Source organism: Pseudoxanthomonas kaohsiungensis, assembly GCF_010211765.1.
Taxonomy (GTDB): Bacteria; Pseudomonadota; Gammaproteobacteria; order Xanthomonadales; family Xanthomonadaceae; genus Pseudoxanthomonas; species Pseudoxanthomonas kaohsiungensis.
This window is the reverse complement of record NZ_PDWO01000003.1, coordinates 137,005-157,818: the sequence shown is the minus strand read 5'-3', so window position 1 is coordinate 157,818 and position 20,814 is coordinate 137,005. Positions and strand designations below refer to the sequence as shown.

20 protein-coding genes and 1 riboswitch are annotated in these 20,814 nt (G+C 68.6%); of the genes, 12 read left to right on the top strand and 8 right to left on the bottom strand.

Annotated features, from left to right (window positions below; genetic code table 11):
• Positions 1 to 7: 7 nt before the first annotated feature.
• The 4 genes from CSC66_RS05000 to CSC66_RS04985 form a co-directional block, all read right to left on the bottom strand.
• Positions 8 to 295, bottom strand: coding sequence for a DUF2218 domain-containing protein (locus tag CSC66_RS05000; protein WP_162376291.1), 288 nt, complete (start codon positions 293 to 295; stop codon positions 8 to 10).
• 261 nt (positions 296 to 556) lie between these two features.
• Positions 557 to 2,413 (bottom strand): TonB-dependent vitamin B12 receptor, encoded by a 1,857-nt coding sequence (gene btuB / locus CSC66_RS04995; RefSeq protein WP_162376290.1) that lies wholly within the window; start codon positions 2,411 to 2,413, stop codon positions 557 to 559.
• Positions 2,414 to 2,535: 122 nt separating this feature from the next.
• Positions 2,536 to 2,776, bottom strand: a riboswitch (cobalamin riboswitch).
• 238 nt (positions 2,777 to 3,014) lie between these two features.
• Positions 3,015 to 3,407: a TfoX/Sxy family protein gene (locus CSC66_RS04990; protein WP_162376289.1), complete on the bottom strand. Its 393-nt coding sequence runs from the start codon at positions 3,405 to 3,407 to the stop codon at positions 3,015 to 3,017.
• On the bottom strand, positions 3,404 to 3,889 hold the full coding sequence (locus CSC66_RS04985; RefSeq protein ID WP_162376288.1) for a GAF domain-containing protein: 486 nt from the start codon (positions 3,887 to 3,889) through the stop codon (positions 3,404 to 3,406). Before CSC66_RS04985 ends, CSC66_RS04990 begins: the two co-directional genes overlap by 4 nt.
• A gap of 98 nt (positions 3,890 to 3,987) precedes the next feature.
• Between CSC66_RS04985 and CSC66_RS04980 the strand changes: the two genes are divergently transcribed.
• Positions 3,988 to 4,722 carry a TMEM175 family protein gene (locus CSC66_RS04980; protein WP_162376287.1) on the top strand — a complete coding sequence of 245 codons (735 nt, stop codon included), beginning with the start codon at positions 3,988 to 3,990 and terminating at the stop codon, positions 4,720 to 4,722.
• Entirely contained in the window at positions 4,715 to 5,383 is a 669-nt protein-coding gene (gene bioD / locus CSC66_RS04975) for a dethiobiotin synthase (protein WP_162376286.1), read from the top strand. Before CSC66_RS04980 ends, bioD begins: the two co-directional genes overlap by 8 nt.
• A gap of 165 nt (positions 5,384 to 5,548) precedes the next feature.
• Here the strand turns inward: bioD and CSC66_RS04970 are convergent, their stop codons facing one another.
• The 3 genes from CSC66_RS04970 to CSC66_RS04960 form a co-directional block, all read right to left on the bottom strand.
• Complete coding sequence (locus CSC66_RS04970; protein ID WP_162376285.1) at positions 5,549 to 5,938, bottom strand: phasin family protein; 390 nt, start codon at positions 5,936 to 5,938, stop codon at positions 5,549 to 5,551.
• Between the two features lie 269 nt (positions 5,939 to 6,207).
• Entirely contained in the window at positions 6,208 to 6,561 is a 354-nt protein-coding gene (gene queD, locus CSC66_RS04965) for a 6-carboxytetrahydropterin synthase QueD (RefSeq protein WP_162376284.1), read from the bottom strand.
• Between the two features lie 82 nt (positions 6,562 to 6,643).
• A complete protein-coding gene (locus CSC66_RS04960) occupies positions 6,644 to 8,020 on the bottom strand; it encodes a DEAD/DEAH box helicase (protein WP_162376422.1) in 1,377 nt (458 codons plus the stop codon).
• 387 nt (positions 8,021 to 8,407) lie between these two features.
• Between CSC66_RS04960 and CSC66_RS04955 the strand changes: the two genes are divergently transcribed.
• On the top strand, positions 8,408 to 9,406 hold the full coding sequence (locus tag CSC66_RS04955; RefSeq protein ID WP_162376283.1) for a fumarylacetoacetate hydrolase family protein: 999 nt from the start codon (positions 8,408 to 8,410) through the stop codon (positions 9,404 to 9,406).
• A 108-nt stretch (positions 9,407 to 9,514) separates the two neighbouring features.
• Positions 9,515 to 10,183: a maleylacetoacetate isomerase gene (maiA, locus tag CSC66_RS04950; RefSeq protein WP_162376421.1), complete on the top strand. Its 669-nt coding sequence runs from the start codon at positions 9,515 to 9,517 to the stop codon at positions 10,181 to 10,183.
• Positions 10,184 to 10,356: 173 nt separating this feature from the next.
• Here maiA and CSC66_RS04945 read toward each other — a convergent pair whose 3' ends face one another.
• On the bottom strand, positions 10,357 to 11,493 hold the full coding sequence (locus CSC66_RS04945; RefSeq protein ID WP_162376282.1) for a PilT/PilU family type 4a pilus ATPase: 1,137 nt from the start codon (positions 11,491 to 11,493) through the stop codon (positions 10,357 to 10,359).
• Positions 11,494 to 11,603: 110 nt separating this feature from the next.
• Between CSC66_RS04945 and CSC66_RS04940 the strand changes: the two genes are divergently transcribed.
• The 8 genes from CSC66_RS04940 to CSC66_RS04905 all read left to right on the top strand — a co-directional run bounded on the left by CSC66_RS04940 (position 11,604) and on the right by CSC66_RS04905 (position 20,811).
• Positions 11,604 to 11,996 (top strand): DUF4398 domain-containing protein, encoded by a 393-nt coding sequence (locus CSC66_RS04940; protein WP_162376281.1) that lies wholly within the window; start codon positions 11,604 to 11,606, stop codon positions 11,994 to 11,996.
• A complete protein-coding gene (locus CSC66_RS04935; protein ID WP_162376280.1) occupies positions 11,993 to 12,874 on the top strand; it encodes a hypothetical protein in 882 nt (293 codons plus the stop codon). The genes CSC66_RS04940 and CSC66_RS04935 overlap by 4 nt, the downstream gene beginning before the upstream one ends.
• A gap of 473 nt (positions 12,875 to 13,347) precedes the next feature.
• Positions 13,348 to 13,563 carry an HP1242/YdcH family protein gene (locus CSC66_RS04930; protein ID WP_162376279.1) on the top strand — a complete coding sequence of 72 codons (216 nt, stop codon included), beginning with the start codon at positions 13,348 to 13,350 and terminating at the stop codon, positions 13,561 to 13,563.
• A gap of 359 nt (positions 13,564 to 13,922) precedes the next feature.
• Positions 13,923 to 15,299 (top strand): pyridoxal-phosphate dependent enzyme, encoded by a 1,377-nt coding sequence (locus CSC66_RS04925; protein ID WP_162376278.1) that lies wholly within the window; start codon positions 13,923 to 13,925, stop codon positions 15,297 to 15,299.
• A gap of 257 nt (positions 15,300 to 15,556) precedes the next feature.
• Positions 15,557 to 16,744: a cystathionine gamma-synthase gene (locus CSC66_RS04920; RefSeq protein ID WP_162376277.1), complete on the top strand. Its 1,188-nt coding sequence runs from the start codon at positions 15,557 to 15,559 to the stop codon at positions 16,742 to 16,744.
• A gap of 22 nt (positions 16,745 to 16,766) precedes the next feature.
• The gene (locus CSC66_RS04915) at positions 16,767 to 18,188 is read left to right on the top strand and encodes a glycosyltransferase family 4 protein (protein WP_162376276.1); all 1,422 of its coding nucleotides are present in this window, start codon (positions 16,767 to 16,769) and stop codon (positions 18,186 to 18,188) included.
• 384 nt (positions 18,189 to 18,572) lie between these two features.
• Positions 18,573 to 19,583 (top strand): UDP-glucose 4-epimerase GalE, encoded by a 1,011-nt coding sequence (galE, locus tag CSC66_RS04910; RefSeq protein ID WP_162376275.1) that lies wholly within the window; start codon positions 18,573 to 18,575, stop codon positions 19,581 to 19,583.
• A gap of 22 nt (positions 19,584 to 19,605) precedes the next feature.
• A complete protein-coding gene (locus CSC66_RS04905; protein ID WP_162376274.1) occupies positions 19,606 to 20,811 on the top strand; it encodes a class I SAM-dependent methyltransferase in 1,206 nt (401 codons plus the stop codon).
• The last annotated feature ends 3 nt before the right edge of the window (positions 20,812 to 20,814 follow it).

Genomic DNA, 20,814 nt, shown 5'->3' with positions numbered 1-20,814 from the left:
AATCCGATCACGCCTGCCAGTTGAATTCCAGCGTCTCGTCGCGGGCGAAGCGCTGCAGGTGCGATTCGACGACCTCGCGCAACCGCGCCATGCCGGCGCCGTCGTCGTGGACGAGCTTGATCAGCAGGGCGTCGCCGGCGACTTCGAAGTCCGCGCCGGCGGCTTCGGCGAAGGGGATGTGGGCGTGCGTGTCGCTGTCGCGGCGCACGTCGAACTTGTGTCGCCAGTGGTTGCTCAGGGTGCGCAGCAGGCGCGGCGCGTCGTTGGAGGCCACTAGGGCGCGGCTGGTCGGCATGGGTCGGGTATCCGTGGGGAACGGCCCGGCCAGTCTAGGCAACCGGCGGCACGCGGCCGTGGCCACCGGCGGGATGATGCGTTCCCGCACCGCTGCGCCGGGGTACGGCGCAGCGGTGGCGGCGTATGCGGCTGGGCAGGAGCCGGGGAGACCGGACATGCGTCCGTGGAGGCGCGCCCGCGATCCGCGCCCGCGGCCCGCAGGCGGGATCCCCGGTGCTGGCGACGTCGCGTCGCCGGCAAGCCGGGCTCCTACGGGACTTCAGCCGCGCGGCTGCCAGCGCACGCTCAGCCCGTACTCCCGGCCGGGCTGGGCGTACCAGTCCACCAGCTGGTAGTCGCGGTCGAACAGGTTGGTCACCCGCGCAAGCACGGTCCAGTCGCTGCCCAACGCGTACTCGAAGCGCAGGTCCAGGGTCGCGTAGCCGCCCACGCGGACCAGGTTGGCTGCGTCGTCATAGCGGCTGCCGGCAGCGTTGAGCGTGGTGCCGAAGGCGAAATCGCCGAAATCGCGGTCCAGGTCGATGCGGCCGGTGTCGCGCGCGCGCCGCGGCAGCAGGTTGCCGCGGTTGGCGCCTTCGGAGCGGTTGCGCGGATCGACGTGGCTGTACTGCGCGGCCAGGTCCCAGCCGGCCAGCGTCGTGCCCACGGTCAACTCGCCGCCACGCAGGCGCGCGGTGTCGATGTTGCCGGGCAGGAAAGTCGCCGAGTCGAAGCTGATCAGGTCGTCGACGCGGTTCTCGAACACGTCCAGCGTCCAGCGCCAGGCCTGCAGCTCCCCGGACAGGCCGATGTTGAGGCTCTTCGACTCTTCCGGCTGCAGTTCGGGGTTGCCGTAGTACGGGTAGTACAGGTCGTTGAAGCTCGGGGCGCGGAAGCCGGTGGAGTATCGGGTCGACAGCAGCATGCCGCCATCGAAGTGCCAGCCCCAACCGAGGTTGCCGGTGGTATGGCTGCCGAACTGCTCGTTGTCGTCGTTACGCAGGCCGGCCTGTAGCTGCTGCGCGCCGAAGCGGCCCTGGTACTCGGCGAACACGCCGGTGTTGTCGCGGCTGTCCACGTCGTAGGCGGTGCTGCCGGTGATGTGGTCATCCAGCCAGTCCACGCCGGCGGTCAGTGCCTGGCCTTCGCGCAGGATGAAGTCGCCCTGCAGCGCGGCCTGGTCGCGGCGGGTTTCCAGTCCGCCGACGAAGCCGGTGGCGCCATAGTCGTCCGAATCGTCATAGCTGCGGCCCACGGTGGCCTGGAGCGAACCTGCGGCCGACGGCGCGAAGCGCAGCTTGCCGGAGAACACCTGCTGGACGGTCTCGGAGTAGTTGGCCCGGCTGCCATCGTAGTGGTTGTAGCCTTCGGCGCGCAGTGCGCTGCCTTCCAGCGTCCAGGCATCACCGAGCCTGCCGCCGCCGCGCAGGCTGGCCGAGCGGTTGCGGTAGCCGTCGCGATCAGGCTCGTCGGCGAAGCAGCCGGCGCCCCAGCCGGCGGCGGTGCCCTCGCAGGCGTTGATGCCGTCGGTGCGCAGGAAGGCGACGTCGGCGCCGAACCAGCCGCGCTCGCCGCCCAGGCCCAGGCCGGCGCTGGCTTCGCGCAGGTGGTTGCTGCCGAGGCCGGCCATCGCGCGTGGCTTCAGTCCGCCGGTGTGGCGGCGGGTGAAGATCTGGATCACGCCGCCGATCGCGTCGGCGCCGTACAGGCTCGAATGCGGGCCGCGCACGATCTCGATCCGCTCGATCTGTTCGACCGGCAGGTCCTGCAGCGCCGGCAGGCCGGCGGTGGCCGAGCCGATGCGGACGCCGTCGACCAGGACCAGCAGCTGGTTGGAGCCGGCGCCGCGCAGGAACAGCGAGGTCTGCTTGCCCAGCCCGCCGGTGTTGGTCAGGTTGATGCCGGCGCGGCCGGCCAGCAGCTGCTGCAGCGAGGACGCCTGGCTGCGCTCGATCTCGGCGCGTCCGATCACCTGGGCCGGTGACAGGCTGTCGCGCAATGCGATCTGGGTCCGGGTCGCGGTGACCAGCACCTCGTCCAGGTCGGTGGCCGGGTCGGCGGCAAGGGCCGTGCCGGGGGCGAGCAGGGGCAGGGCCAGCGCCAGGGCGACGGCGGTGGTCAGCGGGCGGAACGTCATCGTGCAACTCCATGCGTGCGTGGCGCCGCACCCGGCGCCCGTGTGGGGAGTCGCGACAGGAGGATGCACGGGAGCGGACAGGCGCCAAGCGGCGTCGGCACGCCGCGACGCCCTCCGCATCGCAACCTGGGTTCTGCAAGGCCGGTCTCCGGGCTTGCGATCGGGAATCCGGCTTGGATTGCCGGATTCCAGCGGCGACGCCTTCCCGTGCAGGGCACAGTGGCGGATGTCGCGCGTTGCGGTCGCTTACCGTTGCGGGGGCAGCGCCGGCCTTGTCGAGGTTCGCACCCGAAGACGCACCGGCTTCCCGTTTCAACCCTCCCCGCGTCCGCGCAGAGGGTCACCTTGCAGGCGGTGGATTGTATGCGATCGGATGAGGCCTGTGCCGCCAGGACTAGACGCCGCCCCAGCGCCGTTCAAGGGTGCCCGCCCGCTCCCCTGCCGGTCGAAGCCACCGGATTTCCCATGCATTCCGGGCCCTGGCGTCGCCGTCCTTGTAGGAGCCCATCTTCATGGGCGACCGGGCGCCGGTGGATGCGAAGCGTCGCCTGTGCCGACGGCATGGGGTCGCCCATGAAGATGGGCTCCTACAGGTCGCCGCTCAGGTGAAGCGGTTGCCGCCGTCGTCTTCGGCGGGGGGCGCTTCCGCGCCCGCGGCTGCTTCGGCGCCTTCGCCGTGGTCACCATAGAACGCGGTGGTCACCGGCCCGCCGACCGGGCGGCCACGAGGGGGCAGCAGGGCGGCGCTGGCGGTCTCCAGCTCGGCCAGCAACTGCTGCCGGCGCGGTTCGGGCACGTCGTGCCAATGGCAGTCCAGCAGCGCGCCTTCCAGCGCGTACAGCAGGTTGAGGCTGGGCTTGAAGCCGGCGCGCTTGACCTTGAGGAAGGCCTGCACGGCGCCCACCGCCACCAGGTCCTGCGCGCTGCGCAGGCCGACCTGGCGCAGCCAGGCCGCGCTCTTGGGTCCGATGTTGCGCAGCTCGGCGGTGCTCAACGCAGCGACTCGACGAAGGCGGCGGCGATCGCTTCCAGGCCTCGCTGGTCGTCGGCGTCGAAGCGGTCCGCCACCGGGCTGTCGACGTCGAACACCCCGACCAGGCGGTCGCCGTCCAGCAGCGGCACCACCAGTTCCGAGCGCGAGGCCGAGTCGCAGGCGATATGCCCGGGGAAGGCGTGGACGTCGGCTACCCGCTGGGTCTGGCGACTGCTCGCGGCGGCACCGCACACGCCCTTGTCCAGCGGGATGCGGATGCACGCCGGCAGGCCCTGAAACGGCCCGACCACCAGCTCGGCGCCGTCGTAGAAATAGAAGCCGACCCAGTTCAATTGCGGCAGCGCATGAAACACCAGCGCCGACAGGTTGGCGGCGTTGGCGACCCGGTCGCGCTCGCCGTGCATCAGGCCGCATGCCTGCTCGAGCAACTGTGCGTACTGGTCCGGCTTGCTGCCGGCCAGGGGGATGGCGGAAAAGGACATGCGGCCGATTCTACCCCCATGCCGGTCGAGGGCGCGGACGCCCGTCGCGGCGGCGCAATGCCGGATTTATGATTGCGCCCGATCACCAGGAGCGATGCATGGACCAACAGGCCACGCCCCCCGCCGGATGGCGCGGAGGAGGCGCCACGCGGCTGGAGGCGTTCGTCGATGCCGCCTTCGCCTTCGCCGTGACCCTGCTGGTGATTTCCGCCGACCGGGTCCCCGACAGCGTGCGCGCGCTGGTGCTGGCGCTCAAGCAGGTCCCCGCGTTCGCCGCCGGCTTCGCGCTGCTGGCGCTGTTCTGGTATGCGCACGTGCGCTGGAGCCGCCACTACCGCCTCGACGGCATGCTGGCCACGCTGCTGAGCCTGCTGCTGGTGTTCCTGGTGCTGGTGTACGTCTATCCGCTGCGCCTGTTGCTGGGCACCTTCTTCGCCTGGATCACGGCCGGCTGGTTGCCGATGCCGCTATCCGACGTCGCCGGCGCGCCCCAGATCGCGTTCGTGTTCGTGTTCTACGGGCTGGCCTTCGCCTCGATGTCGGCGTGCATGGGTGGGTTGTACCTGCTGGCCTGGCGCCGGCGCCGGCAGCTGGCGCTGGATGCGGACCGGGCCGCCGACGCGATGGGCGAAGTCGCCGCGTACGGTTACTTCTGCGCGGTCGGCATGCTCTCGGCACTGGTGGCCATCGGCCTGCCGGAGGATGCGGTGCCGTGGCAGGTGGCGATCCCCGGCACCCTGTATTTCCTGCTCTCCCTGACCGGGCTGGTGCACGTCTTGGGCCGGCGACGTGCGCGGCGCCGCGTGGAGGCCGAGGGAGCCGCCAATGCGTAGCGTGTTCGTGACCGGCACCGATACCGGGGCGGGCAAGACCCTGGCCAGCTGCACGCTGTTGCATGCGCTGCGCGCGCGCGGCCTGCGGGCCGTGGGCATGAAGCCGGTCGCCAGCGGTTGCGAACGCACAGCCGAAGGATGGCGCAATGCCGATGCGCTGGCGCTCTGGCAGGCGAGCCAGCCGCGCCCCGCCTATGCCGACCTCAACCCGTTCGCCCTGCCCGAACCGCTGGCGCCGGAGCTGGCCGCGCGGGCGGCCGGCGTGCAGGTGGGCCTGGAACCGATCCTGGCCGCCTACGCGCGCCTGCAGGCGCAGGCCGACGCGGTGGTGGTCGAGGGCGTCGGCGGTTGGGCCGCGCCACTGGCCGCCACGATCGACCAGGCCGACCTGGTGCGCGCGCTGCACCTGCCGGTGGTGCTGGTGGTGGGGATGCGGCTGGGGTGCCTCAACCATGCCCGCCTGACCGCCGCGGCGATCGCCGCCGACGGCTGCGAGCTGGTGGGCTGGATCGCCAGCGGGGTGGATCCGGACATGGCGTGCCGGGAGGAAAACCTGGCGTTGCTCGACGCGCGACTCGGCGTGCCGCGTCTGGGCGACCTGCCGCCGGTACGCGATCCCGATCCCGCGGTCCTGGCCTCGCGGATCGTGCTGCCGCCGTAGCCGCGGAGGCGCATCCGCCGCGGGCTACCCGTGCCGTGGCCGGCCGTGGCGTGATTCGCGGACAAAAAAAGGCCCGGCAGCGGGAGGGAGCTGCCGGGCCTGGGTCTGCGCGGAGGGAGGGATCCGCGCAAATTTCGTAGAACTTGGAGCGTTGAAGCGGTCGGCTTAGCGCTTGGTCGCCTTGGCGACCTTGGCCACGGTGGCCTGGGCCTGCTCGGTGGCGGCCTCGAACTGGCTCTTGGCCAGCTGGCCGAGCACTTCGGAGGTCTTCAGGGTGAGGCCGAACACTTCCTGGCCGGCGGCGGCGACGCGCTCGGCGTTGTCGCGGGCCACCTGCAGGCCCTTCGGCACCAGGGTCTTGTACGACTCCAGGTCACGCGCTTCGACGAGCTCGCCGAGGAAGCTGGTGGTGGCGTCGACGTTCTTCTCGAGCGTGCGCAGCTGCACGCCGAACATGGTCTCGGCGTTCTCCAGGGCCAGCCGGTTCATGCGCGCGGCGACCGCGGCGAACTGGTGGGTGTAGGCGCTGAACTGGTCGTTGAACTGGTAGGACATGGCGGACTCCGTTACGGATTTGCCTCTATGGTGCGATGCAGCATAGACCCTCTTTTGTTGCAATGCAACAACTTTCGGCAAGATTCTTTCGATCCTTCAGCAAGGTTCGATAAATCAGGCAGATAGACGGTGGCTTGTGCCCATACGGCACCCGTCAGCGCACGGATCCGGGGCGGGGTGCGCCCCGAAGACGCACCTGGGGGGCGCGAACAGGGCGCGGCGGGGCGTGGGAAGGCCCCTGAACAGGCCCCAGGGCGATGCAGCAGGTCTCAGCCGCGGTAGCGGCAGCCCGAGGTGCAGGTCTCGTGGACGACGACTTCGCTCAGCAGCGGCACGGCGGGCTTGAGCCGCTCCCAGATCCACGCGGCCAGGCGCTCGCTGGTGGGGTTGTCCAGGCCATCGATGTCGTTGAGGTAGTGGTGGTCCAGCTGCTCGTAGAGCGGCTTGAACGCGGCCTTGATCTCGGCGAAGTCCATCACCCAGCCGGTGTGCGGGTCGACGTCCCCGGAGACGTGGATTTCCACCCGGAACGAATGCCCGTGCAGGCGCGCGCACTTGTGCCCGGCGGGGACGTGGGGCAGGCGGTGGGCCGCTTCCAGGGTGAAGACCTTGAAGATGTCCATGGCGTGGTCCGGTGGCTCGGGTGCAGGCGGGGGCGGTTCTACCGGGCCGGACGCAAGTCGTCCGGCCCGGGGCATGACGGTATCAGCGCTGCGCGTCGCGGCGCGGGCCACCGCCGCCGCGACGGCGGCCGTCGGCCGGCTTGCGTGCGCCTTCGCGCGGGCCGCCGTGCGTCTTGGCGCCGGCATGCGCATGGCGCTGGCCGTCGCCGCCGCCGTGCGGACGCCGTCCGCGGCCACCGCCCGGCTTGCGCGGCGCGCGCTCGCCGCCGGGGATCTCGGCCTTGCCCGGCGCGCTGTTGCCCCAGCGGATCGGCACCTGCGGTTCGAAGCCCGGCACGTCGCGGATGTCCATGTCGCGGTTGAGCATGCGCACGATCGCCCGCAGCAGCTTGGCCTCGTCCTGGGCGACCAGCGAGATCGCCTCGCCGGTGGAACCATTGCGGCCGGTGCGGCCGATCCGGTGCACGTAGTCCTCGGCCACCATCGGCAGGTCGAAGTTGATTACCCGCGGCAGCTGGTCGATGTCGATGCCGCGCGCGGCGATGTCGGTGGCGACCAGCACCTTGACCTTGCCTGCCTTGAAGTCGCTCAGTGCGCGCATGCGCTGGCCCTGGCTCTTGTTGCCGTGGATCGCAGCGGTCTGGATCCCGGCCTTCTCGATGAAGGTGGCCAGCTTGTCGCTGCCGTGCTTGGTCCGGGCGAACACCAGGGTCTGCACGCGCGCGTCCTGCGCCAGCAGGTGCAGCAGCAGCTCGCGCTTGCGGCCGCCATCGACCGGGTGCACGCGGTGGGCGATCTTCTCGGCCACGGTGTTCTGCGGGGTGACCTGCACCTCGCGCGGATGGCGCATGAATTCCATCGCCAGCTGCTTGATGCTGTCCGGGAAGGTCGCCGAGAACAGCAGGGTCTGCCGGTTCTGCTTGGGCAGCTTGGCCAGGATGCGCTTGATCGACGGCAGGAAGCCCATGTCGAGCATGCGGTCGGCCTCGTCCAGCACCAGGATCTCGATCCCGGACAGGTCGACGCTGCGACGCTCGATGTGGTCGATCAGGCGGCCCGGGCAGGCGATGACCAGGTCGACGCCACGGCGCAGGGTGTCGAGCTGGTTGCCCATGCCCACGCCGCCGTAGATCACGGCGCTGGGGATGCGCAGGTGCTTGCCGTAGCCGCGCAGGCTGTCGTGCACCTGGGTGGCCAGTTCGCGGGTCGGGGTCAGGACCAGCGCGCGCGGCTTGCGCGGGCCATGGCCGACGGCCTGCGGGGCCGTGCCCAGGTGCTGCAGCAGCGGCAGGCCGAACGCGGCGGTCTTGCCGGTACCGGTCTGCGCGCCGGCCAGCAGGTCGTGGCCGGCCAGCGCCAGCGGGATCGCCTGCTGCTGGATCGGGGTGGGGGTCTCGTAACCCTGTTCGGACAGGGCACGCAGGAGGAAGGGCGCCAGGCCCAGCGACTCGAAGGACATCTTGGAAAGCTCCATGGCAACAGCCCGCGGACAGGTGTCGGCGGGCGGATCGTTGTTCGATCTGGTGGCTCGGAGCGTTCCCGTGAACCGCGCTGCGAGAGGGTGTACGGCCGGATGGACCGGCCCGATGGCCTGCGAATGGCGTCGGAGTGGGGCGGACGCCGGAGTGACCCGGCGCTGCCGGTCCCGGAGGGAAACGGACGGCCGCTGGCAATCAGGCCGCGGATTCTACGCGATGAATGGGGGCCGTGCCGGAGATCCCGTTCAGGTTGGGCCCCCGCCACCGGGATCCGTCGGTGGATCGGTCGCGCCGCGATGTTTTCCAATGAAACCAAGGAGGCGAATCCGTACAATCGCCAGCCCAGCCCTGCAGGAGAGCGCGTCGCCATGAAGCTTGGTTCCCTCAAGGAAGGCGGCCGCGACGGCACCCTGGTCGTGGTTTCGCGCGACCTGTCCCGCGCGGTGCGCGCCCCCGGCATCGCCGCGACCCTGCAGCAGGCCTTGGACGACTGGCAGCGGGCCGCGCCGCGACTCAACGCCCTGGCCGCGGCGCTGGAAGCCGGCGACGCCGCCGATGCTTTCGCGCTGGATCCGGCCGCGTTGGCCGCGCCGCTGCCGCGCGCCTACGAATTCGTCGACGGCAGCGCCTACCTGCCGCATGTGGAGCGCGTCCGCCGCGCCCGCGGCGCCGAGGTGCCGGAGAGCTTCTACACCGATCCGCTGATGTACCAGGCCACCAGCGCCGGCTTCTATGGCCCGCGCGACCCCGTGCGCGTGACCAGCGAGGACCACGGCATCGATCTGGAGGCGGAGATCGTGGTGGTCACCGACGACGTGCCGATGGCGGTCACGCCGGAGCAGGCCGCCGGCCACATCCAGCTGGTCGGGCTGGTCAACGACGTCTCCCTGCGCAACCTGATCCCGGCCGAGCTGGCCAAGGGCTTCGGCTTCCTGCAGTCCAAGCCGCGTTCGGCGCTGTCGCCGGTGTTCGTCACCCCGGACGATCTGGGCGAGGCCTGGCGGGGCAACAAGCTGCACCTGCCGCTGTTGACCCACATCAACGGCAAGTGGTTCGGCGCACCGGAGGCCGGCGAAGACATGCAGTTCGACTTCGCCCAGCTCGTCGCCCACGCCGCGAAGACCCGCCCGCTGGCCGCCGGCACGATCGTCGGCTCCGGCACGATCGCCAACCAGGACGTGTCCCGCGGCGCCTCGTGCTTCGCCGAGCAGCGTACCGTCGAGGCCCTGCGCGACGGCAAGCCGAGCACGCCCTTCATGAAGTTCGGCGACACCGTGCGGATCGAGATGCTCGACCGCGAAGGCCGCAGCCTGTTCGGCGCGATCGAGCAGCGGGTCGAGCGCCAGCCGCTACCCGGACAGGGCTGAGCCGGCGGGCGGTGCCGCGGCCGCGACCGGCGGCCATGGCGTAGGAAACGGGCCGCGCTATCTTGCGACGGCCCGGTCGCTGGGAGGCGTGCGGTGGACCATCCGACAATCGACGACAGCCTGCACCTGTATTCGTACTGGCGCTCCAGCGCGGCCTACCGGGTGCGCATCGCGCTTGCGTTGAAGTCGCTGGCGTTCGATACCCGCCCGGTGCACCTGCTCAAGGACGGCGGCCAACAGCACGCGGCCGGCTACGTCGAGATCAATCCGCAGCAGCTGGTACCCGTGCTGCTGCATGGCCGGCGCGCGATCCGCCAGTCCCTGGCGATCATCGAATACCTGGAAGAGGCCTGGCCTGAAGCGCCGCCGCTGCTGCCGGGCACCGCGCGCGAGCGCGGCCGGGTGCGTGCGCTGGCGCAGCTGGTGGCCTGCGACATCCACCCGCTCAACAACCTGCGCGTGCTGCAGTTCTTCGAGCGGCAGTGGAACGTCCCGCAGGCCGAGCGCGACGAATGGGTGCGGCACTGGATCGTCGAGGGCCTGGCGGCGTTCGAGGCGCTGGTCGCCGACGACCCGGCCACCGGCGCCTTCTGCCATGGCGATGTCCCCGGCCTGGCCGACTGCTGCTTGGTGCCGCAGCTCTACAACGCGCGCCGCTTCGGGTTGGACCTGGGGCCTTGGCCGACCCTGGCCCGCATCGAGCAGGCCTGCCTGGCGCTGCCGGCATTCAAGGCGGCGGCGCCCGAAACGCAGCCCGACGCCCCGACAGGCGCCTGACCGCCCCTGTGTAGGAGCCCATCCTCATGGGCGACCGGGCGCCAAAATCATGGGAACGCCGCCTGTGCCGACGGTATCGGGTCGCCCATGAGGATGGGCTCCTACAGGGAAAACCCGCGCGGCCGCCGCTGCGGGCACGCGAGGCGTGGCATGCATCCGCCGGTATCGCCCCTCTATACGAAGCCGTGCGTGATCGTCGGCGTGGCCGGCGGGGTGGTCACGTCCGCATAGGGATCGTGCTCCTCGCTCGCGCCTTCGGACAGGCGGAACTTCAACGCCAGGCCGTCGCGCGAGTCGGCTGCGCGCAGCGCTTCCTCCTGCTCGATGCGGCCCTGCTTGACCATCCGGAACAGGCACTGGTCGAAGGTGTGCATGCCTTCCTCGAGCGAGCCTTCCATCGCCGCCTTGATCTCGTGCACCTGGCCGCGCCGCAGCAGGTCGCGGATCATCGGCGTGTTGATCAGCACCTCGGTCGCCGGGATCCGGCGCTCGTCCAGGCCCTTGACCAGGCGCAGCGAGACCACCGCGCGCAGGTTCAGCGCCAGGTTCATCAGCACGTTCTTGTGCGCGCTCTCGGGGAAGAAGTTGAGGATGCGCTCGATGGTCTGGTCGGCATTGTTGGAATGCAGCGTCGCCAGGCACAGGTGGCCGGTCTCGGCGAAGGCGATCGCCGCCTCCATCGTCGTCGCGTCGAGGATCTCGCCGATCAGGATCACGTCCGGCGCCTCGCGCATCGCGTTCTTCAGCGCGTTGTGGAAGGCGTGGGTGTCAAGGCCGACCTCGCGCTGGTTGACGATCGACTTCTTGTGCCGGTGCAGGTACTCGATCGGGTCCTCGATGGTGAGGATGTGCCCGGTGGTGTTGCTGTTGCGGTAGTCGATCATCGAGGCCAGCGAGGTCGACTTGCCCGAGCCGGTGGAACCGACCAGCAGCACCAGGCCGCGCGGGGTCATGATGATGTCCTTCAGCACCTCGGGCAGGTTGAGGTCCTCGATGCTGGGGATCACGCTGCGGATCGCGCGGATCACCATGCCGACCTCGCCGCGCTGCTTGAACACGTTAACGCGGAAGCGGCCGGAATCGGGCAGCGCGATCGCCATGTTGAGCTCGAGTTCGCGTTCGAACTGCGGCACCTGGCCCTCGTCCATCAGCGAGTAGGCGATCTTCTTGACCATGCCCGCGGGCAGGCCGGTGTTGCCGAGCGGATAGAGCTTGCCTTCGATCTTGATGTACACCGGCGCGCCGGTGGTCAGGAACATGTCCGAGGCGTTCTTCTCGGTCATCAGCTTCAGGAAATAGCCGATATCCATGGTGCGACGATCCCCACTACTCGTAGTTTTTGGCGTCCGCGGACGTGCCATTGCACGTTCGGCGCAGGCTTCAGACAATGGCCGTGCCACTAACGACACGACGTTCCCCAATGAACGAGCCTAGCTTCGCACACTTCCGCCGGCGCCTGTGCGCGCTGGTCGCCGCATCCGGGCTGGCGGTCACAGCCCATGCCCAGGTCGCCTCACCGGATGTCCTGCGCGCCCAGCAGGCGGTGCAACAGGCCCAGGACGCCGATGCCGACCACTACGCCCCCGACCTGATCGATTCGGCCCGCCAGGCCCTGGTGCGGGCGCAGGCCGGGACGCTGTCGCGCAGCCGCGGCCAGCGCCGCGAGGCCGACGAACTGGCCCGCCAGGCGGCGGCCGATGCCGACCTGGCCCGGGTGCGCAGCGACCGCGCCCAGGCCGAGGCGGCCGTCCAGCAACGGCGCGACGAGATCGCCGGCTTGCGCCGCTCGCTGGGACTGGAGGCGACGCCATGAGCCGCCTGCTGACGATCCTGCTCGCCGCCTGCCTCGCACTCGCCTCCGTATCCGTGCGCGCGGCGGATGACGCGGACGTGGCGCGCCTGCAGGCGCGGATGGACACCCTGCAGGCCGATCCGGCCGTTGGCCGGATGGCCGCCTTCGAACAGATGGAGGCCCGCCAGGCCATCGCCCGCCTGGACGATGCCCGCCGCAGCGAGCGGGCGGGGATGCTGTACGTGGCCGAGCGCCGGGTCGAGATCGCCGAAACCGCCGCGGCCGCCGAGTCCGCCCGCCGTGAGCTGGCCGCCCTGGACCTGCAGCGCAGCGAGCTGCTGCTGCAGGCCAGCCGGCGCGACGCCGAGCGCGCGCGCCAGGAGGCCGAGCGCCTGCGCATCCAGTCGCAGATCCAGGCCGAGGAGGCCGAGCGCCTGCGGCTGGCCGCCGAGGCCGAGGCCGCGGCGCGCACCGACGTCGAGCAGGCACTGACGTCGGTCACCGGCAAGCAGACCGCCCAGCTCAGCGCGGCGCGGCGCAAGGAGGCGCAGCTGGCCCGGCAGGAGGCCGAGCTGGTGTCCGGGGCCAAGCTGCCGCCTTCGACGTTCGAGTCGCGCGGGGAAGTGTTCACCCTGCCGGCCGCCGCCTTCGCCCAGAGCCGGCTGAGCGCCGACGGCCAGGCCGGCGCGAGCGCCCTGGCGGCCTACCTGCAGATCGGCAAGCGCGGGAAGGTCCGGGTGGACGGCTACGACAAGGACGCCCAAGTCGCCCGCGCCCGGGGCGAAGCACTGAAGGCCGCGCTGGTCGCCGGCGGCGTGCCGGCCGGACAGGTGCAGGCGGCGGGGAAGACCGCCGGGGCCAGCGCCAAGAAGGCCGCCGAAGTGATCGTCGCCCCGTAGAGCGGGGCTCGCCCCGCTGACCGGCGCCGCGGTCCGACAAGCACCCCAGGGCGACTCGCCGGCGCTGTGAAAAATCCAGTTACATCATTTGGTTACACGGTCTTTCACGGCTTTCCATCGACTTGGTTAAAGCTTCGTTTGCGCCTGCTTTCCCCGTGTATTCAAGGGCTTGCGGATCGGGTTGCCACTGCTCCGGGGCAGGCGTAGGGTCGGATACCCAGGCGGCGTCCTCGCTGCCTGGCTGACCGGAGCACTCTGCCGATGCAGCCGTTGTCCGCTTCACTGGAGATCGCCGTCGGGCCGCAGCAGGCCCGGCCGGAGGTGTCCGGTGGCGAACTGGCCATCGTGCTCCACGACTGCTCCGACAACGCGACGCCCCGGACCCTCCAGGCCCGGGGCGTTCGCTTTCATGGGCCGGCCAGGCAGGCCGGCATCTCCGGCACGGACGCGCGCAGACCCCCAGGAGTGCAGACATGTTCGAAGGGCAACCACAGGCCGAAATCGATGCGCTGATGAAGCGCGACCCCGAGTTCAAGCAGCTCTACCAGCGACACCGCACGCTGGACAAGAAAGTGATGGATGCCGAGCTCGGGGTCCTGCCGCTCGACGACGCCACCCTGTGGCAGATGAAACGCGAGAAGCTCCACGCCAAGGAGAAGCTGCTGCGCATCTACGACCGGGCGCACTGACCCGGACTCCCGTCGACCACGCTTCATGCCGTGGGCGGTGGCGGCTTCCTCGTCGGTCCGCCACCGCCCACGCACTTGTCTTCCCCATGCCGGCACCGCAGGAGCCTGCTGTCGCCGCCATAACGACGCCCTGGTCCGGACAACAATGTTCCAGCCTGCGGCGGCGCTCCTTTGTAGGAGCCGATTTTCATCGGCGACGCGCAGCCCCCGACCGCGACCCTCGCGCCGTTCCACGCCCGTGTCGCCCATCAGGATGGGCTCCTACACACAGCAGGGCGACCCGAACGCTGACGTGGCTGCCGCATTCGGCCGATAATCCCGGTTCCGCCGCGCCCTGCGGCCATGCAACCGGATCGATGATGGCCCCGCACGCTTCCGTGCTCGAACTGATCGGGCGCACGCCCATGGTCAAGGCCCGGCGCCTGGACACCGGCGTCTGCGAGCTCTACCTGAAGCTGGAGAACGCCAATCCCGGTGGCTCGATCAAGGACCGCATCGGCCTGTCGATGATCGAGGCGGCCGAACGCCGCGGCGACCTCAAGCCCGGCGCGACCCTCGTCGAGGGCACCGCGGGCAACACTGGCCTGGGCCTGGCGCTGGTGGCCCAGCAGAAGGGTTACAAGCTGGTGCTGGTCGTGCCCGACAAGATGAGCCGGGAGAAGATCTTCAACCTCAAGGCGATGGGCGCCGAGGTCGTGCTGACCCGGTCGGACGTGGCCAAGGGCCACCCGGAGTACTACCAGGACCTGGCCGCGAAGATCGCCGCCGAGACGCCCGGCGCCTACTTCATCAACCAGTTCGGCAACCCCGACAACCCGGTGGCGCACGAGACCGGTACTGGCCCGGAGATCATCGCGCAGATGGCCGAAGTCGGCGGATTCGATGCGATCGTGTTCGGCTGCGGCAGTTCGGGGACCATGACCGGGCTGTCGCGCTGCTTCGCCGAGCAGGCGCCGCAGGTCGAGCTGGTGCTGGCCGACCCCGTCGGCTCGATCCTCACCCAGTACATCAACGAGGGCGTGCTCAGCGACAAGTCGGGCAGCTGGCTGGTCGAGGGCATCGGCGAGGACTTCCTGCCGCCGATCTCGGACTTCAGCCGGGTGAAGAAGGCCTATGCGATTTCCGATGCGGAGAGTTTCCACACCGCACGCGAGCTGCTGGCGAAGGAAGGCATCCTCGGCGGGTCGTCCACCGGCACCCTGCTGGCCGCGGCGCTGAGGTACTGCCGCGAGCAGACCGTGCCGAAGAAGGTGGTGGTGTTCGTCTGCGATACCGGCAACAAGTACCTGTCGAAGATGTACAACGACTACTGGATGCTGGACAACGGCTTCCTCGAGCGGCCGCAGCACGGCGACCTGCGCGACCTGATCCTGCGCCCGTACAGCCAGCGCGACACCGTGGTGGTCGGGCCCAGGGACCTGCTGACCACGGCCTACCAGCGGATGAAGCTGTACGACGTCTCGCAGCTGCCGGTGATGGACGGCGAGCGGCTGGTCGGCATCATCGACGAGAGCGACGTGCTGCTGCACGTCTATGGCGACGAGGCCCGCTTCCGCGACCCGGTATCGGTGGCCATGGTCAGCAAGCTGGAGAAGCTGGACGTGAAGTCGCCGATCGAGGCGCTGCTGCCGGTGTTCGACCGCGGCCAGGTGGCGATCGTGACGGACGGGGACCGGTTCCTGGGCCTGATCACCCGGATCGACCTGCTGAACTACCTGCGACGGCGGGTGCAGTAGGCCGGCCCGGTCTCCACCAGTCCGGTTCTCGCTGCTTCCGACCCGGGGCACGAGAGCATGTCCCGGGCGGCGACCGGGCTGCTGCCGCTGCGGGGGGGGGGGGGCCGTGACGGTGGTCACGTTCCGGTCGGGCCTGGCGGCCCAGCGAAGGATCGCGGCCGGCCGGGTTTCGTCCCCGGGCTGTTGGCTGGGGCCCCGGAAAGCCGAAGCGTTAAGCCTTCACTGGTAGAATCCGCGGTCCTCTGACGAGACCGGTCATGTCGCAGCACCCTCCCCATACTTCGCCGGATGGCCGCAGGCTGGCCCTGGCCACCCTGGCGATCCACGGCGGCCAGGCTCCCGACCCCAGCACCGGGGCGGTGATGCCGCCGATCTATGCGACGTCCACCTACGCCCAGAGCAGTCCGGGCGAGCACCAGGGTTTCGAGTACTCCCGCACCCACAACCCGACCCGCTTCGCCTACGAGCGCTGCGTGGCGGCGCTGGAGGGCGGCAGCCGCGGCTTCGCCTTCGCTTCCGGGATGGCGGCGACCTCCACCGTGCTGGAGCTGCTGGACAGTGGCGACCACGTCATCGCGATGGACGACCTGTACGGCGGCAGCTACAGGCTGTTCGAGCGGGTGCGCCGGCGCAGCGCCGGGTTGGACTTCAGCTTCGTCGACCTGGCCGACCTGGCCGCGTTCCAGGCCGCGATCACGCCGAAGACGCGCATGGTCTGGATCGAGACCCCGACCAACCCGATGCTGAAGATCGTCGACATCGCCGCCGTGGCGGAGATCGCGCGCCGGCGCGGCCTGCTGGTCGTGGTCGACAACACCTTCGCCTCGCCGATCGTGCAGCGCCCGCTGGAGCTGGGCGCGCACCTGGTCATGCATTCGGCGACCAAGTACCTCAACGGCCATTCCGACATGGTCGGCGGCATGGTGGTGGCGGGCGAGGACGCCGAACTGGCCGAGAAGATGGCGTTCCTGCAGAACTCGATCGGCGCCGTGCAGGGGCCGTTCGACAGTTTCCTCGCGCTGCGCGGGCTGAAGACCCTGCCCTTGCGCATGCGTGCCCACAACGAGAACGCACTGGCCCTGGCGCAGTGGCTGGAGACCCATCCGGCGATTGAGAAAGTGATCTATCCGGGCCTGTCTTCGCATCCGCAACACGCGCTGGCCGCGCGGCAGATGCAGGGCTTCGGCGGCATCGTCTCGATCGTGCTCAAGGGCGGCTTCGCCGCGGCCAAGCGCTTCTGCGAACGCACCGAACTGTTCACCCTGGCCGAATCGCTGGGCGGCGTGGAGAGCCTGGTCAACCACCCGGCGGTGATGACGCATGCGTCGGTGCCGGTGGAGCGGCGGGAGCGACTGGGGATCTCCGATGCGCTGGTGCGGTTGAGCGTGGGCGTGGAGGCGCTGGTGGATCTGCGCGCCGAGCTTGAGCATGTCCTCGCATCATGATCCCAGCGCAGGAGGTCATGGAGTGAACCCGCAGTCAGTAGGCCCGGGTTTCGAGTCCGCCGCTCCCGAGCGCGACCTGAAACGGGATAACTGGGAGTTGCGATGCCGTCTGGCCGAAGCCCGGCATTCGCTTTCCCAGGCGCGGGCTGAAGTGGATCGAATGCTCCACAGCCGATCCTGGCGTGCGACTCGTTTGATGCGAGTGGGGTTGGACCGCGTGCGCGAGTTGTTGCGTCCCCGCGGCGTTGTGCCTCCTCCCACTTTGCGTTCGCAATCCGATTTCGCGCCGGCCGCGGCCCGAGGTGACGAGCCCTTGCTGTTGGTGGATGTCACCGAGCTGGCAATCGAGAACCTGCAAGGCGGCATCCAGCACACCGTCAAGGGAATCTTGTCCGAGCTTCTGTTGGCGCCGCCGGAGGGCTGGCGCGTGGCACCCGTGCAGTTGACTCGCGAGGGCGTGTACGTTTCTGCCTCGCGTGACCTGGAGTATCTGTTTGGCCCTTTCGACGACTCATTTTCCGGGAGGCACATCAGCGTGCGCGAACGCGATGTCTTTCTCGGACTGGATCTGCTGCGCGACCATTCCGCGGTCTTTCGCGATGCGCTCGCTCGCCTGCGCGGCGCGGGCGTCCAGATTAACGTGGTCGTCTACGATCTTCTCCCGATCGACCTGCCGCACTGCGTGCCGGAGCACATCAGCAGGTCGTTCGCACAATGGCTGGACGTGGTTGGCGACCTCGCCGACGGCGCACTATGCATCTCCCAATCCGTTGCGCACCGCTTTCTGCGCTGGATGTCAGCTCGCTCTGGGCGCAAGGCGGGGATCACGGTAGACAGTTTTCGACTGGGCGTGCCGAATCGTGGCGGCCAGGCGCCCGGCCGCAAAGTCGTGCAGTGTGATGACTCGGCCAAGTTCCTGATGGTGGGGACCGTCGAGCCGCGCAAGGGGTATGTGGACGCGCTGGATGCTTTCGATCGCATCTGGATCGCGTCGCCGGACTCCGGCATTAGTCTGACGATTGTTGGGCGTTATGGCTGGGGTTTGAGGGATTTCCTCTCCAGGCTGGAGGCGCACCCCGAACTGGGTCGTCGCCTGAATTGGTTGCGTAGCGCCACTGACGACGAAGTCCATGATTGTTATCGATCGGCCGATGGTCTTCTCTTCTGCTCCTATGGGGAGGGCTTCGGCCTGCCGATCGTGGAGGCGGCGCAGCATGGCCTCCCGATGCTCCTTCGCGACTTGCCTGAGTTCCGCGAAGTAGCTGGCGATGGGGCGTTCTTCTTCAGTGAGCCGGGTGCTGACGGAGTGGAGGGCGCGCTGCTCGACTGGCTGGAGCTGAGGCGGCAAGGAGCGGTCCCGCGCCCGAGTGCCGCGGTGGCTATCACATGGGAAGCAAGCGCACGCGAATTGCTGGGCGCTGTCGCACGGGTGCAGCGGTGTTGACGGGATCGAAGCCTGACAGAGGTGCTCGGGCATCTGTGCTGAGGATTTCTCCGGCCAGGCTCGGGGCTCACCTTGACTGCGTTGACAGAGGGCCCGCGGGCGGCCGCTTTCGCTGCGTATTGCGGCACGCAGCCCTGCTTTTCAGGGGCCAGGCAGGCTTGGGAACGATGCTAGAATCGCGCGTCGCCGATGCTAGTGCCGCTGGAAGGATCTGATGACCGATACGCAAGCAGGATGGTCGTCGGCAGCCGCTGCTTTGGGCGCCGCCGCGACGGGCGGGAAAAGGGCGGCGGGACTGCGCGAGAGCCTCGCCATGCGTTCGGCAGGCAGCCGCGCAGTATCGACGGGTGTCCCAGCAGCTGTGCCCGCACTCCGGAGCTTTGTATGACCGATCGAATCCTGGTGACCGGCGGGGCTGGCTATATCGGCTCTCATACGTGTGTCGCGCTGGCCGAAGCGGGTATCCGCTACACCATTCTGGACAATTTCAGCAATGCCAATCCCGGCGTGATTGGCCGACTCGAATCACTTGTCGGTTTCAAGCCGGAACTAATCGAAGGCGATGTGCGCGATCGTGAGCTCCTCGATCGCTTGTTCGAGGTCGGTAAATTCACGGGCGTTATCCACTTCGCGGGTCTCAAGGCGGTCAGTGAGTCCGTCGACAAGCCGATCGAGTACTACGACAACAACTTCATCGGTACGGTCAGGCTGGTCGAGGCGATGCGCACATCGGCGTGCCGCACTCTGGTTTTTTCGTCGTCGGCGACCGTGTATGGCGCTGCATCGGCAGCGATGCCGTTACGCGAAGATAGTCCGTTGGCGGCGACGAATCCCTACGGCCGTTCAAAACTTATGGTCGAGGACATGCTGCGGGACCTCGGCATCGCCGACTCGGAATGGCGCATCGCGCTCTTGCGTTACTTCAATCCGGTGGGCGCACATGCGAGCGGTTTGATCGGTGAGGATCCGCGCGGCACACCGAACAATCTCATGCCGTACATCAGCCAGGTTGCTGTGGGGCGTCTGCCGCGGTTGAACGTATTCGGCGACGACTACCCGACACCCGATGGCACTGGCGTGCGCGATTACATCCATGTCGTCGATCTCGCCGCCGGCCATCTCGCCGCACTCGCGCGGTTGCGGCAGCGCGAAGGCGTGCTGGCAGTCAATCTGGGCACCGGGAAAGGTACGTCGGTGCTGGAGATGATCCGTGCCTTCGAGGCTGCCAGCGGCCGGTCGATTCCGTACCAGGTAGCAGCGCGGCGTCCTGGAGACGTCGCCGAATGCTGGGCTGACCCGTCGCACGCCTACCGCGAACTTGGCTGGCGTGCGCGTTTGGCTCTGTCGGACATGTGCGTCGACGCCTGGCGTTGGCAGAGCCATCAGGCTGGCTGAGCGAGGCTGCATTCAAGAAATTATGGAAGCCTTCAACCCTATGACCATCAAGCAGACCATTAGAAACGTTGCGCGGCGCCTCAGTAACATGCGCTTTATTGGCAAGCCCGTTCGCATCATGGCGGCGGTCGTACGTTCGCCGTACTACCAGCAGCGACAGCATGTCTTCGAAACGCAGCAGCTTCCCGGGATGCTGCATGCGCTGTCGGACGTGAATGGCCGGCAACAGATCATGCAGCAGGGTATCGGAGATGCCTTGCCTGTTGCGCTGCGTGCCCTGCGACGAGAACAGGTCGAGCTGGATGGTTCGGTCAAGGCCGAGATCGAGGCCTTGCAAGAGGCGCACGCTGTTGCGCTGCGTGCCCTGCGCCGCGAGCAGGTCGAGTTCAATGGCGTGGTCAAGGGCGAAATCGAGACGATGCGTGCGCTGCAGGCCCAACTGCTGGAGAAGCATGAGATCTTGCTTGGCGAGAATGAGCGCTTGAAGGGCGGGCATGAGCGTTTGGAAGGTGAGCTTGCGCTGGTTGTGCAGGCCGCGCAGGCTGCATCGGAGACGGCGGTTGGCTTGAGCGGAATTCGAGAGTCGGTCGAGTACCTGCTGGGGCGCGTCGAATTCGTGCGTAGCGAGCTGATGTTCGAGATGCGATACGGCGCGCGATCGCACGAGATCTCGCCTGGTGCGAAGGTGGAAGCCCGGGTTATCAATCGAGCAAAGGTGGACGAAGCGCGGAAGCGGTCCTCGCTTAGGATCAACATGGGGTGCGGACATGTCGCGCTCGATGGTTACGTAAACGTCGATCAGCGCGATATTCCGGGCGTAGATGTAGTTGCCGACCTCGGCAGCCTTCCCTTCGCGGCAGGAGAGGTGGACGAGATCTTTTCGGCCCATGTGATCGAGCACTTCCCGCAGGAGCAGCTCGTGCGCCAGTTGTTTCCTTACTGGCGGGGTCTGATCAAGCCCGGCGGTCGATTCGCGGCGGTGGTGCCAGATGCCCAGGGGACGATCGAGGCCTACAACAAGGGCGAATACAGCTTCGACCAGCTGCGCGCGGTCTTCCTGGGGGGCCAGGACTACGACGGTGATTTCCACTATGCGCTGTTCACTCCGAACTCGCTTGCCAAACTGTTGGAAGAGGCCGGATTCGAGGACGTGATCGTGCTCTCCAGCAATCGCGAGAATGCGGGTTGCAAGGAGTTCGAGATCAGCGCCAAGCGTCCCAATTCCTGAAGA